Origin of the sequence: Corynebacterium sp. HMSC034H07, from assembly GCF_001815175.1 — a bacterium.
GTDB classification, from domain to species: domain Bacteria; phylum Actinomycetota; class Actinomycetes; order Mycobacteriales; family Mycobacteriaceae; genus Corynebacterium; species Corynebacterium hiratae.
This window is the reverse complement of sequence record NZ_KV819536.1, coordinates 38323-52769: the sequence shown is the minus strand read 5'-3', so window position 1 is coordinate 52769 and position 14447 is coordinate 38323. Positions and strand designations below refer to the sequence as shown.

Annotated in this window: 15 protein-coding genes and 1 riboswitch; of the genes, 8 read left to right on the top strand and 7 right to left on the bottom strand. The window is 62.0% G+C overall.

The genetic code is table 11. The annotated features are described in order from the left end of the window. Window positions 1-24 precede the first annotated feature (24 nt). From HMPREF3009_RS09040 to hemL, 5 genes are read right to left on the bottom strand one after another with little or no spacing between them, the layout of a single operon-like run. The gene (locus HMPREF3009_RS09040) at window positions 25-1656 is read right to left on the bottom strand and encodes a cytochrome c biogenesis protein ResB (RefSeq protein ID WP_070681472.1); all 1632 of its coding nucleotides are present in this window, start codon (window positions 1654-1656) and stop codon (window positions 25-27) included. 12 nt (window positions 1657-1668) lie between these two features. Next, the gene (locus HMPREF3009_RS09035) at window positions 1669-2454 is read right to left on the bottom strand and encodes a cytochrome c biogenesis CcdA family protein (protein ID WP_046647905.1); all 786 of its coding nucleotides are present in this window, start codon (window positions 2452-2454) and stop codon (window positions 1669-1671) included. A 17-nt stretch (window positions 2455-2471) separates the two neighbouring features. Continuing rightward, on the bottom strand, window positions 2472-3077 hold the full coding sequence (locus HMPREF3009_RS09030; RefSeq protein ID WP_070681469.1) for a TlpA disulfide reductase family protein: 606 nt from the start codon (window positions 3075-3077) through the stop codon (window positions 2472-2474). Continuing rightward, the gene (locus tag HMPREF3009_RS09025; protein ID WP_049154850.1) at window positions 3077-3685 is read right to left on the bottom strand and encodes a histidine phosphatase family protein; all 609 of its coding nucleotides are present in this window, start codon (window positions 3683-3685) and stop codon (window positions 3077-3079) included. Before HMPREF3009_RS09025 ends, HMPREF3009_RS09030 begins: the two co-directional genes overlap by 1 nt. 32 nt (window positions 3686-3717) lie before the next feature. Beyond that, complete coding sequence (gene hemL, locus HMPREF3009_RS09020; RefSeq protein WP_046647792.1) at window positions 3718-5052, bottom strand: glutamate-1-semialdehyde 2,1-aminomutase; 1335 nt, start codon at window positions 5050-5052, stop codon at window positions 3718-3720. A gap of 202 nt (window positions 5053-5254) precedes the next feature. On the opposite strand from hemL, the gene HMPREF3009_RS09015 reads away from it, so the two are divergent. The 5 genes from HMPREF3009_RS09015 (at window position 5255) to HMPREF3009_RS08995 (ending at window position 10389) form a co-directional block, all read left to right on the top strand. Beyond that, window positions 5255-5728, top strand: a complete 474-nt coding sequence (locus tag HMPREF3009_RS09015) for a hypothetical protein (protein WP_010189769.1) — start codon at window positions 5255-5257, stop codon at window positions 5726-5728. 223 nt (window positions 5729-5951) lie between these two features. Continuing rightward, window positions 5952-7562, top strand: a complete 1611-nt coding sequence (locus tag HMPREF3009_RS09010) for a permuted SH3 domain-containing protein (protein WP_070516492.1) — start codon at window positions 5952-5954, stop codon at window positions 7560-7562. Further along, on the top strand, window positions 7559-8233 hold the full coding sequence (locus HMPREF3009_RS09005) for an ABC transporter ATP-binding protein (protein WP_070513416.1): 675 nt from the start codon (window positions 7559-7561) through the stop codon (window positions 8231-8233). Before HMPREF3009_RS09010 ends, HMPREF3009_RS09005 begins: the two co-directional genes overlap by 4 nt. Further along, a complete protein-coding gene (locus tag HMPREF3009_RS09000; RefSeq protein WP_070516494.1) occupies window positions 8230-9525 on the top strand; it encodes an ABC transporter permease in 1296 nt (431 codons plus the stop codon). The genes HMPREF3009_RS09005 and HMPREF3009_RS09000 overlap by 4 nt, the downstream gene beginning before the upstream one ends. A gap of 138 nt (window positions 9526-9663) precedes the next feature. After that, the gene (locus tag HMPREF3009_RS08995) at window positions 9664-10389 is read left to right on the top strand and encodes a hypothetical protein (protein WP_232761052.1); all 726 of its coding nucleotides are present in this window, start codon (window positions 9664-9666) and stop codon (window positions 10387-10389) included. A 139-nt stretch (window positions 10390-10528) separates the two neighbouring features. Here HMPREF3009_RS08995 and HMPREF3009_RS08990 read toward each other — a convergent pair whose 3' ends face one another. Then, window positions 10529-10843 carry a DMT family transporter gene (locus HMPREF3009_RS08990; RefSeq protein ID WP_070516496.1) on the bottom strand — a complete coding sequence of 105 codons (315 nt, stop codon included), beginning with the start codon at window positions 10841-10843 and terminating at the stop codon, window positions 10529-10531. An 11-nt stretch (window positions 10844-10854) separates the two neighbouring features. Further along, window positions 10855-10925: riboswitch (guanidine-III (ykkC-III) riboswitch) on the bottom strand. Window positions 10926-10950: 25 nt separating this feature from the next. Between HMPREF3009_RS08990 and HMPREF3009_RS08985 the strand changes: the two genes are divergently transcribed. Further along, entirely contained in the window at window positions 10951-11790 is an 840-nt protein-coding gene (locus HMPREF3009_RS08985) for an NAD(P)-dependent oxidoreductase (RefSeq protein ID WP_070681466.1), read from the top strand. A gap of 10 nt (window positions 11791-11800) precedes the next feature. Here HMPREF3009_RS08985 and HMPREF3009_RS08980 read toward each other — a convergent pair whose 3' ends face one another. After that, a complete protein-coding gene (locus HMPREF3009_RS08980; protein WP_070681463.1) occupies window positions 11801-12424 on the bottom strand; it encodes a Fic/DOC family protein in 624 nt (207 codons plus the stop codon). Between the two features lie 382 nt (window positions 12425-12806). On the opposite strand from HMPREF3009_RS08980, the gene HMPREF3009_RS08975 reads away from it, so the two are divergent. Together HMPREF3009_RS08975 and HMPREF3009_RS08970 are read left to right on the top strand one after the other, a co-directional pair. After that, window positions 12807-13385, top strand: coding sequence for an ABC transporter ATP-binding protein (locus HMPREF3009_RS08975; RefSeq protein WP_070681455.1), 579 nt, complete (start codon window positions 12807-12809; stop codon window positions 13383-13385). After that, window positions 13385-14401, top strand: coding sequence for an ABC transporter permease (locus HMPREF3009_RS08970; protein WP_070681452.1), 1017 nt, complete (start codon window positions 13385-13387; stop codon window positions 14399-14401). Before HMPREF3009_RS08975 ends, HMPREF3009_RS08970 begins: the two co-directional genes overlap by 1 nt. Window positions 14402-14447: the final 46 nt, after the last annotated feature.

Sequence of the window (14447 nt, the reverse complement as noted above, 5' to 3'; positions counted from 1 at the left end):
TTTTGACGGATAGCTTTCTCACCTTTAGTCGGCGGAGTAGAGTTCGTCCTCCTCCACCTCATCGGGATCCGGCAGTTCCAGGAGCTCGCGGTGAAGCTCATGGAATTCCTCAGACCAGCCCGCGCGGTCGGTGCGGGCAAGACCGCCCATCTCAATATCGGTGCCACCATTGGCCCCCGGCCGGATGCGCACCCACACGCGGCGGCGCTTGATCACCAGCGAGCCAACCAGGGATACCAGCATGACCAGCGCGGACACGAGAACCCAGCTCTGGAAGGGGTCATAGGAAACCTGGTAGTTCGCAAACTCGGAGGCACCGTCGAAGGTGATCTTCGTGCCGTCGTCCAGCGTGACCGATTCACCCTGGTTCAGGTTGACGCGGTCGATCCTCTGCAGCTGGCCCGTGTGGACCAGGTTGGAATCGAGGGAGAAGAAGGACTGCGGGGTACCCGTGTCCAGGCCGGCATCGCCGCGGTAGATATCGATGGCCACGGCAGGATCGAGCATCGCCGGGTAGGAGGATTGCAGCAGCTTGCCGCTCTCGCCGGACCACTCGGCGGTCGGGGCAAACAGGCCCTGGATGGCGATCTGGTTTTGGCGGCGCTCAAACAGATCCGGGTACATGCCCGCCGGAGGATCGAAACGCATCACGCCTTCGGAGAGGAAAAACGTGGTGTCTGTGGGCTGGAACTGGATGGTCTGCGTGCGCTTTTCACCGTTGGGCCACTCCACCGTCATGGTCGGCGCAAAGCCGTGACCCTGCAGGTAAACGCGGTTGCTCTCAATACGCAGCGGGTGGTTGACCTGCAGCTGGTAGTCCTCCCAGGTCTCCGGGTCCGTGAAGATGTCGTCGCCGGCGGCATAGGACACGTTCGAGGTGAACATCTCCGCCTGGCCATTGGGCAGGTAGTCCGCGGTGAAGTCGTGGGCCAAGAAGCAGAAGGGGTGCAGGCCGGTGCCGTCGAATAGCGGGCCGGCGCGGAAGGAGTCATAGACGGAGGTGGAGGTGTTGCAGAACTCCGTGGATTGCGCCTGCTCTTGGGTCTGCCCCTGGGAGTTCTTCTCCGTGACCACGATGACCTGTCCCTCGTAGTGCACCAGGCGCCCGGCTGCCATGGTGAGCAAGATTGCCACCAACGCGATGTGGAAGATGAGGTTGCACAGCTCGCGGGCATAGCCGCGCTCCGCGGAGAAGGATTGCGCACCCGCGCGGTCCTTCTCGGGCGAGACCTCGGAGACCCGCCACTTCTTCAGCATGGTTGTGGTGGCCGCTGCGATCTCCTCCGGGGACTTTTCCGAATGCCCGGTGGCGTTGAGCGGCATCTTTTCCAGATACTTCGGCGCGCGCGTCGGCGGTGTGCGGTAGGCCTGGTAGTGATCCCAGGAGCGCGGGATGATGCAGCCCACCAGAGAAATCATGAGCAGGACGTAGATGGCCTGGAACCAGACGGAGGAGAAGACGTCGAAAAGCTGCAGCTTGTCGTAGATCTCCGCCACCTTGCCGTTGGTCTCAATGAAGTCGTTGACGTTAGATTCATTGAGCGAGCGCTGCGGCAGGAGCGATCCGGGAATGGCGGCGATGGCCAGCAAGAAGAGCAGCGCCAGCGCGGTGCGCATGCTGGTCAGCCAGTGCCAGGCCTTGCGGATATATCTCACGAAAAATCTCCTTTACAGCAGCGTCGCGCCATAGGACACGGTCCACTGGCGGATGGCGTTGATGAAATCTCCCCACAGCCCGGTCAGCAGCGCCAGGCCGACGAGGATCATGGCGATGCCCCCGAGAATCTGGATGGTCCGGGAGTGCTCCCGCATCCAGGTCACGGTGCGCATGGCCTTAGCGGAGCCCAGTGCCACGAGCAAGAAGGGCAGGCCCAGGCCCAGGCAGTAGCCAATAATGAGGATGGTGCCGCGCAGCGCGGTGGTTCCCTCGGTGCCGGCGGAGACAGACAGGATGGCAGCCAGCGTGGGGCCCAAGCACGGGGTCCAGCCCAGGGCGAAAACCCCGCCGAGCAGCGGCGCGCCCAGCCACGTGGTCCAGCGCCGCGGCGCCATGCGCGTGTCCTTCTGTAGTACCGGCACCACGCCCATGAACACCACACCCATGAGGATGGTGATGACACCGCCGGCGCGCATGAGGGTATCCGCGTTGAGCGTCAGCGCCGAAATGGCGCCGAAGACTGACACGGTGGCTAGGACGAAAACGACGGTAAAGCCCAGCACGAAGAGTGCTGCGGCACCGACGACGGCCCAACGCCGGCGCTTGCCGACGCCCACCCCCAACTCCTCGTCATAGCTCACCTCACCGCCGACCACGGAGGCGAGGTAAGAGATATAGCCAGGAACCAGTGGAACCACACAGGGTGAGGCGAAGGAGACCAATCCGGCCACGGCCGCGGCGAGCACTCCGATCAGGAGCGGGCCGGACACGGCGGCATCGGCGAAGCTTTGCCCCATACCGTCAGCGGCAAGGATCACTGTTCTTTCTCCAGTTCGTCGACGACCTCGAGGACATCCTTTTCCGTGATCTCGGTCAGGAAGACCGCGGCGGGGCGGTGCTGCTTATCCAGAACAATGGTGGTGGGCACCACGGAGGTGGGCACGCCGCCGAGGGCCGCAGCCGTCTTGAAGGGCGGGTCGTAGATGGAGGGGTACTCTAGGCCGTTATCGGCCATAAAGTCCCGGGAGATCTCCGGGTTGAAGTCCTTGACGTTAATACCCAGTACGGTGCCGACCTTGCGCTTTTGCAGCTCCGCGTGGATGGCCTGGAGGTCATCCGATTCGGAGCGGCACGGCGCGCACCACTGACCCCAGGAGTTGAGGACGACGATCTGGTCTTTGAAATCCGAAAGCTTGATCGTCGTGGACTCATCCCGCAGGTCCTCACCGGAGAAATCCTTGAGCGGCTTGCGGTCTTCCTCCGCATAGCGGATGGTGGTCTGCCCGCCGGGCGAGATGAACTCGAAGGTGCCGCCGGAAGCCACGGCGTTCTGCGCGTTCTCCTCGCTCTGCGCGCAGCCAGCCAAGGCAAGCGCAGCAACGACACCGGCCACGGCGGCGCGGATAGTTCTGCGCACCATTAGATGTCCTGCGCTGGTTCGGAGTAGAAGATATCGATGATCTCGCGGTCGCGGTAGACCAGCGAGGTCACCGAGGCCAGGTCGCATTCGCGGTCCCACGGCGCGTGGGCCAGGCGCTTGCCCAGCACGGTGCGCTGCACCATGACGATGGGCAGCTGGTGGGAGACCACAATGGCCTCGTGTCCCTCAGCCTTAGCGCGGGCACGCTCGGCGGCATCCATCATGCGCGCGGCGATCTCCTCGAAAGGCTCGCCCCACGAGGGCTTGAGCGGGTTGACCATGAGCGGCCAGCGCTGCGGGTTCCACAGCTGCGAGTTCCAGCCCTTGGTGCGCAGGCCCTCAAAGCGGTTACCGGACTCGATGACGCCCTTGTCGACGTCCACCTCCAAGCCCGTCACCTTCGCAATCGGCATCGCGGTTTCCTGCGCGCGCTGCAACGGCGAGGCCGCCAGGTAGGTCACGTCATGGCCTTCGAAGGCTTTCGCCGTGCGTGCGGCCATGGAATGCCCACGGGAGGACAAGTGATAGCCCGGGATGCGCCCGTAGAGGATCTTATCCGGGTTATAAACCTCGCCGTGGCGGACGAAGTGGACGATGGTGGTGGACATATGCCTGTGTCTATCCCCTCAACATGGTTGGTTTATTGCGGGCGCTGCGCGCTGGCAGCGGCCTGGGCGGCAGGCTTGAGAGCTGCCTCGATTACCTCAAAATCATTGTCCGTGAGCGCGTCAGAGACAAACCAGGTCTCGAAGGCTGACGGCGGAACGTACACGCCGCCTTCCAGCAGTGCGTGGAAGAAGGGAGCGAAACGCCAGGTATCGGCTGCCTGCATATCGGCGAAGTTACGGCCCTGGCCCTCGGCGAAGCGGATGGAGAACATCGTCTCCGCGCGCTGGATGTGGTGTGCCACTCCGGCGGCGCTCAGTGCCTCGGTGATGAGGCCGGTCAGGCGGTCCGCGTTGGCCTGCAGGCGCGGGTACAGCTCTTCGTTGGCCAGTTCCAGGGAAGCCAGACCGGAGGCCATCGCCACCGGGTTACCGGACAGCGTGCCCGCCTGGTAGACAGGACCGGACGGTGCCAGCGAGGCCATGACGTCGGCGCGACCGCCGAAGGCAGCTGCGGGCAGACCACCGGAGACCACCTTGCCGAAGGTCACCAGGTCACCCGCTACCTCATCGACGCCGAACCAACCCTTGTAGGAGGTACGGAAGCCGGTCATGACTTCGTCGAGGATCAGCAGGGCGCCGTCGGCATGCGCGATCTCCTTGAGCGCGGCGTTGAAGCCCTCCTCCGGGGCCACGGTGCCCATGTTGCCGGCGGCTGCTTCCGCGATAATGCAGGCGATCTCTCCCGGGTGCGCGGCAAAGGCCTCGCGGACGGCGTCGAGATCGTTGTAAGGGACAACGATGGTATCTGCGGCCGAAGCGCCGGTTACGCCCGGGGAATCCGGGAGCGCGAAGGTGGCCACGCCGGAGCCAGCCGACGCCAACAGCGCATCCACGTGGCCGTGGTAGCAGCCTTCAAACTTCAGGACCTTGGCGCGGCCGGTAAAACCGCGGGCCAGGCGCACGGCGGACATGGTGGCCTCGGTACCGGAGTTGACCAGGCGCACCTGCTCCACGGCGGTGCGCTTGACGATGTGCTCCGCCAACAGCGTCTCGCCCTCGGTCGGGGCACCGAAGGAGAGGCCGTCGGCAGCCGCCTTCTGCACTGCCTCCACGATGGCCGGGTGGGCATTGCCGTGGATCATCGGGCCATAGGAGCTGACCAGGTCGACGTACTCGTTGCCGTCGATATCCCAAAGGCGGGAGCCCTCACCGCGAGCGATAACGCGGGCTTGGCCGCCCACGGATCCGAAGGCGCGGACCGGGGAATTCACACCGCCCGGGGTGACCTTGGTGGCGCGCTCGAACCACTCGGCGGACTGGGACGTATTCTGCTGGTTTAGCTGGCTGGAGTTAGGCATAGCCCACATTGTATCGGTTTTAGCCCTATACAAAAGTTGGAGTCCCCTCGTGTCTTGCAGCCTCCTCTCCACCACCTCGCGAGCACCCTGAGCGCGCTCGCGCTGCGCACCCGCCATGGGAACGCTATGCTGGCAGCACACTGTTGATTCTGCCTTTCTTTAATTAAGCGCTGGGGTGCGCTGTGGGAGGCACTACTTAAGGGGGATTCCCATGGCATCGCGCCGTATTCTTGTCATTTTTGCTTGCCTTCCGCTTTCTGCCTGCGCTGCCACGCAGGCAGAACCTGCTCCGCGAGCCGAGCCCAACCCCACCACCTCGGCCCAGCTGCCTTCCTGGAAGCCTGATGCGGTACCCCAGCCGGTCAACCGCTTGGGTGACACCACCTCCATCGCGCCAGCTCCGGCTGAACCGGAACCTACGGCCGAAGCACCAGCTCCCGCACCCGTAGTAGCCGAAACACCCACGCCACGCGTCGAAGTAGAAACCGTCACCGTCCGCGCGCCAGCGCCCGCACCAGCACCGGCGCCACGCCCGGCCCCACCGCAGCGGCCCAAACCCAAGCTAGAACTGCCCGAGCCTCCGCAGATTCCCCTCCCGCCGGAAGTCCAGGAGGGTCTCGATCAGCTACCCAAACTGCCGCCTTTGCCGAAGGCGGAGGAGATCTACATCGATGTGCCCTTCTAAAAGTCAGATGCCACATACGTTTCGATCAAATAGTGGCAGAAAATCACCCATTTTCGGGACCTTAATTGATCGAAACGTCACCAGACCTCATAGCCTCGCACCATCTAAGGGTAGACCCTGATCTACCTCCTATATTCCCCCCACTGCGCATGACAAGACACATGCCCGAGAGTTAATCTGAACCCGATTTCAATGACGGCGTTAACCTGACAGTAAGGGATTCATGAATAAGAAAGCTCTCGGCATCACTGCTGGCGCTATCGCTGCGGTTCTCCTCGCAGGCGGCGGTGGAATGTACGCACTAACCAGTGGGTCTTCCGATATTCAGCTCACCGCAACCGATGTCACGAAAACCACCAAAGAAGACCTGATCAGTTCCGTCTCCGCCTCCGGAACGGTTTCTGCCGAGCGCGAACTCTCACTGACCACCTCGCTGACCGGCCCCATCCAGTCTTTAGACGCGAAGGTGGGCGATCGCGTCGAAGCCCAACAGTTGCTCGGCCGCATGGACACCACCGAAACCGAGCGCGAGCTCGAGGCCCAGCGCACCTCCCAGGAGGCCAGCAAGCTCGAGGCCGTCCACCAAATCGAGGATGCCCAGCTCCAGCTGCGCCAGCTTCAGGATTCCCTCGACCAAGGCCTCAACCCCGAGGTCAACAGCGCCCAGTCCGCCGTGAACTCGGCGCAGACCGAGTACGCCGAGGCGCAGCGCAAGCTCGACGATGCCCTCGCCGCCAAGGGCGACCGCCCCGAAATTGCCGAGGCCCGCGCCGCCGTCGAACAAGCACGCTCCGGGGTGCGCGATGCCGAGTCCAAGTCTTTCCAGTCCGCACTGGCCTCCCTCGGCACCGCCACCGAGGATCCTTCCGGAATCAACACCGCCAGCGCTTTCTTGAGCTACCTCGATTCCGATGAGGCCGTGCAGGACTCCGAGCGCCAGCTCAAGCAGTCCGAGGAATCCTATGGTCGCGTCCTCCGCGGCATCGACCGCGAGCTAGGCGAACAACAGCGCGCCACCGCCGCCTCCTACCAAGCGGTTGCCGATGCCGAACGCGCGCTGCAAGCCAGCAACCTCGCCATCGAACAGCAGATTTCCTCCCAGTCCCAGGCGGTGAACCACGCGGTGGAATCGGCGGCGTCGGCAAGCGCGAACAACGCCAAGGAAAATGGGCCACTGGAGTACCGGCTCTCCCAGGCCGACCTGCGCTCCCCGCTGGCGGGAGTCATTACCGCCGTCAATGGCGAAGCCGGCATGCCCGCCGAAGGCCCCATCCTCACCGTGGCGGATGACTCCTCCCTGTTGGTGAAATCCACGGTCAAGGAGGGCGATATCGCCCGCATCAAGGTCGGCGATGAAGTTTCGTTCACCTCGCCGTCGAGCCCCGGCAAGGAATACAAAGGCAAGGTCACCTTCATCTCCCCCACCGCTGAGCAGCCCGATGTCGAGGCTGGCGCAGGCGGCGGCTCCGGCAAACCAACTGGCTCCTCCAAGCCCGAATTCCCAGTGCACATCCGTGTCGATGGCAACCGCGAGGGGCTGCGCCTCGGTTCCACCACGAAAGTGAAGATCATTACGAAGAAGGATAAGAACGTCATCACCGTGCCGCTCTCCGCCATCTATGAAGAAAGCGGCAAGAAGAACGTCCTCGTCATCGACAACGGCACGATCCAGGCGCGCGAGGTCAAGGTCGCCAGCGAATCTGATTTCTCCGCCGCCATCTCCTCCGGTCTCAAGGAGGGCGAGACCGTCATCAGCCAGGCGGATACGCACAAGGACATGGTCGGCATGTCCGCCTCCGTCGATGGCTCCAATGCTGCGGAAGAGAACGCATGAGCCGCCTCATTGAGATGCGGGGAATCGTCAAACGCTTCAACGAGGGCCTCGACAGCGAGCTGACCGTCATCCCGGGCCTCGACTTCAGCGTGGAGGAGGGCGAGTTCGTGGCCGTCGTTGGCCAGTCCGGATCCGGCAAATCCACGCTGATGAACATCATCGGCTTGCTCGACCGTCCCACCTCCGGCGAATACCAGCTGGCAGGCGTGGATGCGCTGGCGCTTGGCGACGACAAACTAGCCTCCTTCCGCGGCCAAAAAATTGGTTTCATCTTCCAGAACTTCAACCTGATCGGCCGCATGTCCGCGCTGAAGAACGTGGAGATGCCCATGGTCTATGCGGGCGTTTCGGCCCACGAGCGCACCCAGCGCGCGGAAGAGCTTCTGGAGATGGTCGGTATGAGCGACCGCATGAACCACCTGCCCAATGAGCTCTCCGGTGGTCAGAAGCAGCGCGTGGCGGTGGCCCGCGCCTTGGCCAACCAGCCGGAGATTCTCCTAGCGGACGAGCCCACCGGCGCGCTGGATTCGCAGACCGGCCGCATGGTCATGGACCTCTTCCACGAACTGCACCGCACGCATGGAAAGACCATTTTGTTTATTACCCACAACCCGGAATTGGCTGATGAGTGCAGCCGCACCGTCACGATGAAGGACGGGGTGTTGTCATGAATTTTGCTGAATCCACCAAGATGGCGCTGACCAGCCTGCGCACCAACAAGATGCGCTCGGCGCTGACGCTCTTGGGCGTCATCATCGGCATCGCCGCGGTCATCGCCATCGTCACGCTCGGCCACTCCTTGCAGGCTTCCGTGCAGAAAGACTTGGACAAGGTCGGCGCCAATAACTTCACCGTCCAGGTCAAGGAGCGCCCTGAGGAGGGCGAAGAGGAAGAAGCCGATGATCCCTTCATGGGCGGCGGCTTTGTCGAGGACGAGTCCTCCATGCTCACCCCGGACATGCTGGACCGCGCCAAGGAGGTCATGGGGGATCAGATCGCCGGCATCAATATCGGCGAATACAGCTCCTATTCCGGCACCCTCGTGGTCGAGGGCACGTCCGGGGAGGAGACTGCCAACCTCCTCGTCCGCCCGACCAACCCGGACTATGTCTCCGGCTCTTCCTATTCCATCGTGGCCGGGCGCTTCCTCAGCGAGGATGATATCGACTCCAGCCGGGCAGTAACGATGCTGGATAAGGAAACAGCCACCAAGCTTTTCGACGCCCCTGAAGACGCCATTGGCCAATACGTGAGCTTTGAAAGCCAGGAGGCCTCTCCTATTGAACTCGCCGTCATCGGTGTTTTTGAAGAACCGCAAACCGGCCCTCTTGTAGGCGGTGGCCCCAGCCAATCCGCCTTCGTTCCTTACCCGCTGGAGGCCGAGTTCTCCGATTCCCCCGGTGCCGGCACCGCGTTCAGCGAGGTCACCGTTCGCGGCAACCCGGACTTGGACAAGGCCGCGGTGGCCAGCAACTTGCAGCGCGTCTTCGATAGCTACTACGAGGACAACCCTGACTACATGGTGAAGGTGTCTGACTTCAGCGATGACCTCGCATCCTTGAACCAGATCTTCACCACGATGAGCTTGGTTCTCGCGGCCATCGGCGGCATCTCGCTGCTCGTCGGCGGCATCGGCGTGATGAACATTATGCTCATCACCGTCACCGAGCGCACCCGTGAGATTGGCATCCGTAAGGCGCTTGGCGCACGCCGCCGCGATATCCGCATCCAGTTCATCACGGAGGCCATCGTGGTCTGCCTCATCGGTGGTCTCATCGGCATCGCCATCGGCACCGCCGCCGGCATGGCGGGCGCGGCCGCCATCGGCTCACTCGTAGCGCCGCCGCTGTGGGCGGTCATCCTCTCGCTGCTCTTCTCGCTGGCTATTGGCCTCTTCTTTGGCTACTACCCCGCGGGCAAGGCCGCGAAGCTGGACCCGATTGAGGCACTGCGCTACGAATGATTCCACTCATCCTCCCGACTTATCAGGTATTCTAAAGCCCAAAAGTTCGGGGGGACTCCATCTTGGATAAGTGGTGCGTTTTGAGTTCTTCGCACCCCAATCCCCTCTTGCCGGTACTTCCACTATCAAGAGGCACTCATGAAACTCATACAGCAAGATCTAGGTCATTCTGAAGCAGAGACCATACTTAGCGCATTGCCGGTGCCTCGCCGAAACACCTACCTCCACTTGGCTAAACAACACGGAGGCACCGATACCGACATCGATATACTCGCAGCTTATCTTTACGTTTGGAATGGTTTCATGGCATCTGTTGTTGACAGAACAACTGGTGAAGTTTCGGTTCTCTTGCGTAACTTTATCGATTCAAGATTTAGAGAGTGGAACTCCTCACCTCCGAGAAATGGCTCACCAAACTGGTTGGAGCACCCAGAAGCGCCGCTGACTCAACTTGCGCTACCGGAAGGCCGCAGTCGGCTTGCGGACCTAGCGCATTGCGATAGCGCCTTCAGCCCACCGAGTCACGATGATTATGTTGCTGGTTTGACCTTCGGTATTTGGGTTCACCTACTACCTAAGCCTCACGCCGGAAACAAAAACCCACGAGTGGTTCTCTGGAATGAGGCTCTCGAACCACATGTTCACAAACTAAACCGAGTTGAATTCCAGCAGTACGCAATGCTGGTAAAAGACATGCGCAACCGAGCGACGCACCGTCGCCCTCTCATAAAAGACATACCCAAACTAGAGAAAACCCATCAATTCTCTATCGAGCTAGCTAAGGCCATAAATCCCAAAATGGGTGTCTGGATGCGCTCGGAACGGTGGATCCCTGAAGCGCTAAAGCAATTCCCGGCGAAATAAAAGATGGCCCCAGCGATGCTGGGGCCAGAGCCTATTTGCCTTGCGGCTTGATATCCAGAAGCCTACTACGCAAGTACACAGGCGTCCACCCACCGATATAATGATTCTTCTTCGTCGTCGTTTCAAACGACGACGCGCCCTAGTGCACCACCTTCAGCCCCACAATCCCACCAATGATCATGGCGAGGAACAGCACCTTCCACACGGTTGCCGCCTCGTGCCCGGCGGCGAAGGAGTAAATGACGGTGACCACCGCGCCCACGCCGGCCCACACCGCGTAAGCGGTGCCCACGGGGATGGACTTCATGGCCCAGCCCAACCCGCCCATCGAAATGGCGCAGGCAACGAAAAAGACCACCGAGGGCCACAGCCGGCTGAAGCCCTCCGACTTATCCAGCGCCGCCGCCCACACGGCCTCGAAGGCGCCGGAGAAAATCAACACGCACCACGACATGGCCAGCCCTTTCTGGCCGTCTTGTCGCGTCACCGGGTACGGCTCCCTCGTCCGGGGCTCGCATGAATCGCAGCGAGCCTGCCCACAATAATGGCACACTGGGCGGCATGAAGATTGCATTCCTTGGTACTGGCCGCATGGGCACTGAGCTCGCCCGACACCTCCTCAAAAACCATGAGCTCACCGTTTGGAACCGCACCGCTGAGCGCGCGCAACCGCTGGTTGAGTCCGGCGCTACCCTCGCCGATTCCCCCACCGCCGCCGTAGAAGGCGCAGAGGTCATCATTACCTCGCTCTTTGGCCCCGATGACATCCGTGAGCAGATCATCGAGACCAAGCTCATCCCAGAGGACGTGACCTGGATCGATACCACGACCGTCTCCCCCGATGCCGCCCGCGAATTCGCCGCCGCGGTCGACTCTTATGTCCACGCGCCCGTCGTCGGTTCGCTGGGCCCGGCGCGCGAGGGCAAGCTCGGCGTCTATGTAGGCACGCCTGACGACGACCGCCGTGAGCTCGCCATGACCATTGCCGAGTCCTGGGCTGACGAGAACAAGCTCATCGGTGTGGAGTCCGCCACCACCGCGGCGATTGGCAAGCTCCTGGCCAACCTAGCCCTCGCCGTTACCGCGGAGGGCGTGCTGGAGGCACTCCACCTCGGCGAGTCCGAGGGCCTCGATTCCGAAGTCATCCTCGAGATGCTCGACATCACCGGCTTGGCCTTCATGAAGAACATGAAGGGCCCGTTCATCACCGGCGAGCGCAATACCACTCCGGGTGACTTCACCGTGGATGCCCTGTGCAAAGACGCCAAGCTCATGGAAATGACCGCCAACAAGCCACTTCCTGCGGTGGCCGCCGCCATCGAGCGCTTTGAGGAGCAGCAGGCCATGGGCCACGGCGACCAGGACTTCTCCTCTATCTTCGTCTTCCGCAACAAGGGCTAGGCCCGAGCGTTTAGACGCCCCGCTTTACGACGAGCCCGCGCAGCACCTCCTCCAGCTGCGCGTTATCCCCCGTGTCCTGGCTGTGAAAGCGCGCTGCAATAAACTCCGCGCGCACGCGGCTATCACTCGCTAGCCGCTCCACATCGAGTTGGTATCCTGCCGCCGTAGCCAGCGAGTCAAAGAACACCGTCTGCGTTCGGGTATTGCCTTCTCTAAAGCTGTGAACCACATTGAGCTCGCCCCACAGCTCCGCCAGCTTGGCCACAAACTCATCAATCTCTAGGCCACGCAGAAAGTCATCCTTCGCCAGCCCCGCAAACAGCTTCTCTGCTGCCTTCGTCATTTCCGGCCCCGCCGGATAGTAGGCATGCCCAGCCTTAATCATGAACTGACCTGTAGGGGCAGTCCGCTCTTCGCCCGCCCATTCGTAGACATCTTGAAACAGACGTCGATGTATGGCCTTGAAATGCGCGTAGTCAAAAGCACCTTCCACAGGTGCCGAGTCCAACTCGGCTATCCGAAGAAATACAAACTTTTCTTCCAAGATCCGTAGTTCTTCTGCGTCATCTAACCCCAAGCGATTCTTCAGAACCTTGGTCCCTGGAATGAAATAGCTCTCCCAGCCCCCGCTCATGTTTCTCCCCGCGCTCTACTTCAGCGAAGCTCGCCGAACACGAGCGATTGCTTCGTCGGCAGATAATGTCCCTGCAGCCACCTCGCGGCCCAGCTGGCGCACGTACTCATCAGTCACATCGTGGCCTGCTAGACGCAACGCAGCATCGCTCAACGCTAACGGATCACGGTCGCTACTACTGCTTTCAATTTGAACAGGCTCCGACATTGCTATCCTCCCGAGTTTTCAACTACATTTTCTCTCATTTTAGCAGCTCACAACACCAATCCCAAGGGCGCTTCCCATCTCAAGAACAACGTTCAGGGCGTGTATTTTGCTAAACTTCATCAATAAGTTTTAGCTATTGTCTAGCCGCCCAGTGTAAGGAGCTCGCCGCCCAGCAATGCTTTCCATCGACGCCGATTACGGGCATTCCACGCCCCTTGGACACCTTGAGAAGGACTTCGCCCCAGGCCGCATCTATGGCCTCGCTGGGCCCAACGGTTCAGGTAAATCCACGTTACTTGCCACGCTCGGCGGTGAGCTTGCGCCTCTCGAAGGCTCAGTGGAGTGCGACGGCCGTCCCGTCGGCACGAAGGAGCAGCCGGGTGCTGTGATTACGGTAGCCGAGCCGGTTTTTCTCCCCGACCTCACCGTGGGCGAGCACCTGGACGTGATAGGAAAGGCGGCAGGGGTGGACGTCGCCAAGCTCTGCGAGCTCTGGGCGCTTGAGCCTCTCCTTCCACACCCTGCCTCGCGCCTGTCCTCGGGCCAGCGCCAGCGCGTGTTTCTGGCTGCCCAGCTGTACCAGCCGGCGCGTGCTTTGCTTATCGACGAGCCCGAGCGCCACCTCGACGCCACCTGGACCGAGTTCCTCGCAAGCGAATTGCGCTACCTAGCCGACGAGGAGAATCGCTGCATCGTCGTGGCCTCACATTCCGACACCATCACCCAAGCCTGCGACGAGGGGGTGCAGCTGTGATGCGCACGCTATCCCGGCTAGGTGATGGCATTTGGTATCTCATCCTCGCCGGCATCGTCTTCGGCTTCGGTTATACAGTCTGGCAAGAAGTCGGCGCAGTCCTGCCTATCATCCCGGCGCGAATCACGCTGACTGGTGTCGCTCCTATTGCCGGCATCGTGGGACTGCTCGCTCTCATCGTGTTCGCCGAGACTCTTTATCCCCTACGGGCGCTATCCCGGGAACGTTGGGTGTACGTTGATCGCCCGCGCGGCAGGCTCCGCGGCACGGACTGGATCACGTGGGCGCAGCTGATCAGCTTCGGGGTGTTGGGGCTCGGCATCTGCGTGTCCACCGGGCTATCCCCGTGGTTCGCGCTGGCAGTCCCAGCCCTGCGTTTCGTCGTGGGGGGGCGCTCGTTCACGCTGGCTTCGCTTCTCAGCGCTGGGCGCACGCGCCTGGTCGGTGGATCTGGCCTTGGCCTGCTTGATTCGGAGGTCACCTCCGATGCCATTGCGAGCCAGTCCGCCTGGATTCCTCGTCGCGCCCATGCGCCCTCCACGTTGACGGGTCTCTTCTTCCGTCGTCTGGGACGACGGTGGTACATCGGCGTCGGTGCGCTCGCGGCCCTCGGCTTGACATTGGGGTTCGCCCCACAGCTCGGGGCGCTGGCTATCGTCGGATTCATGTCCGCGTGGAGCATCGTCGGCGCGGCGGTTGGGCGCGCCGCCTCCTTCGGCCGCGTCAGCGACGATGCATGGCCAGACTGGGGCCTTCCCCTTATCGCTTCTGTGGGCACGGCACTCGTTGGTGCCGGTGTCCTCCTCTTGGTGTGGAAGCTCTCCGCCATCGCAGTGGCGCTCATTGTTGCGGGCCTTAGCTGGGCGTCGTTTAAGCGTTCCCGCCCGGCACAGGTAGACAGCATGTCCATGCTGGACAGCGGCGGCTTCGGCGTCTCTTTCTCCCCCGAGGTGCTGCACTACATTGCCCGCGGCACTCTCGGCCTTGGCGTGGCGGCCCTTGCGCTGGGGTATTAGCCGGGGCTAGTCTTTCGGACATGAAGATTTTTTCCTAATTCGACGT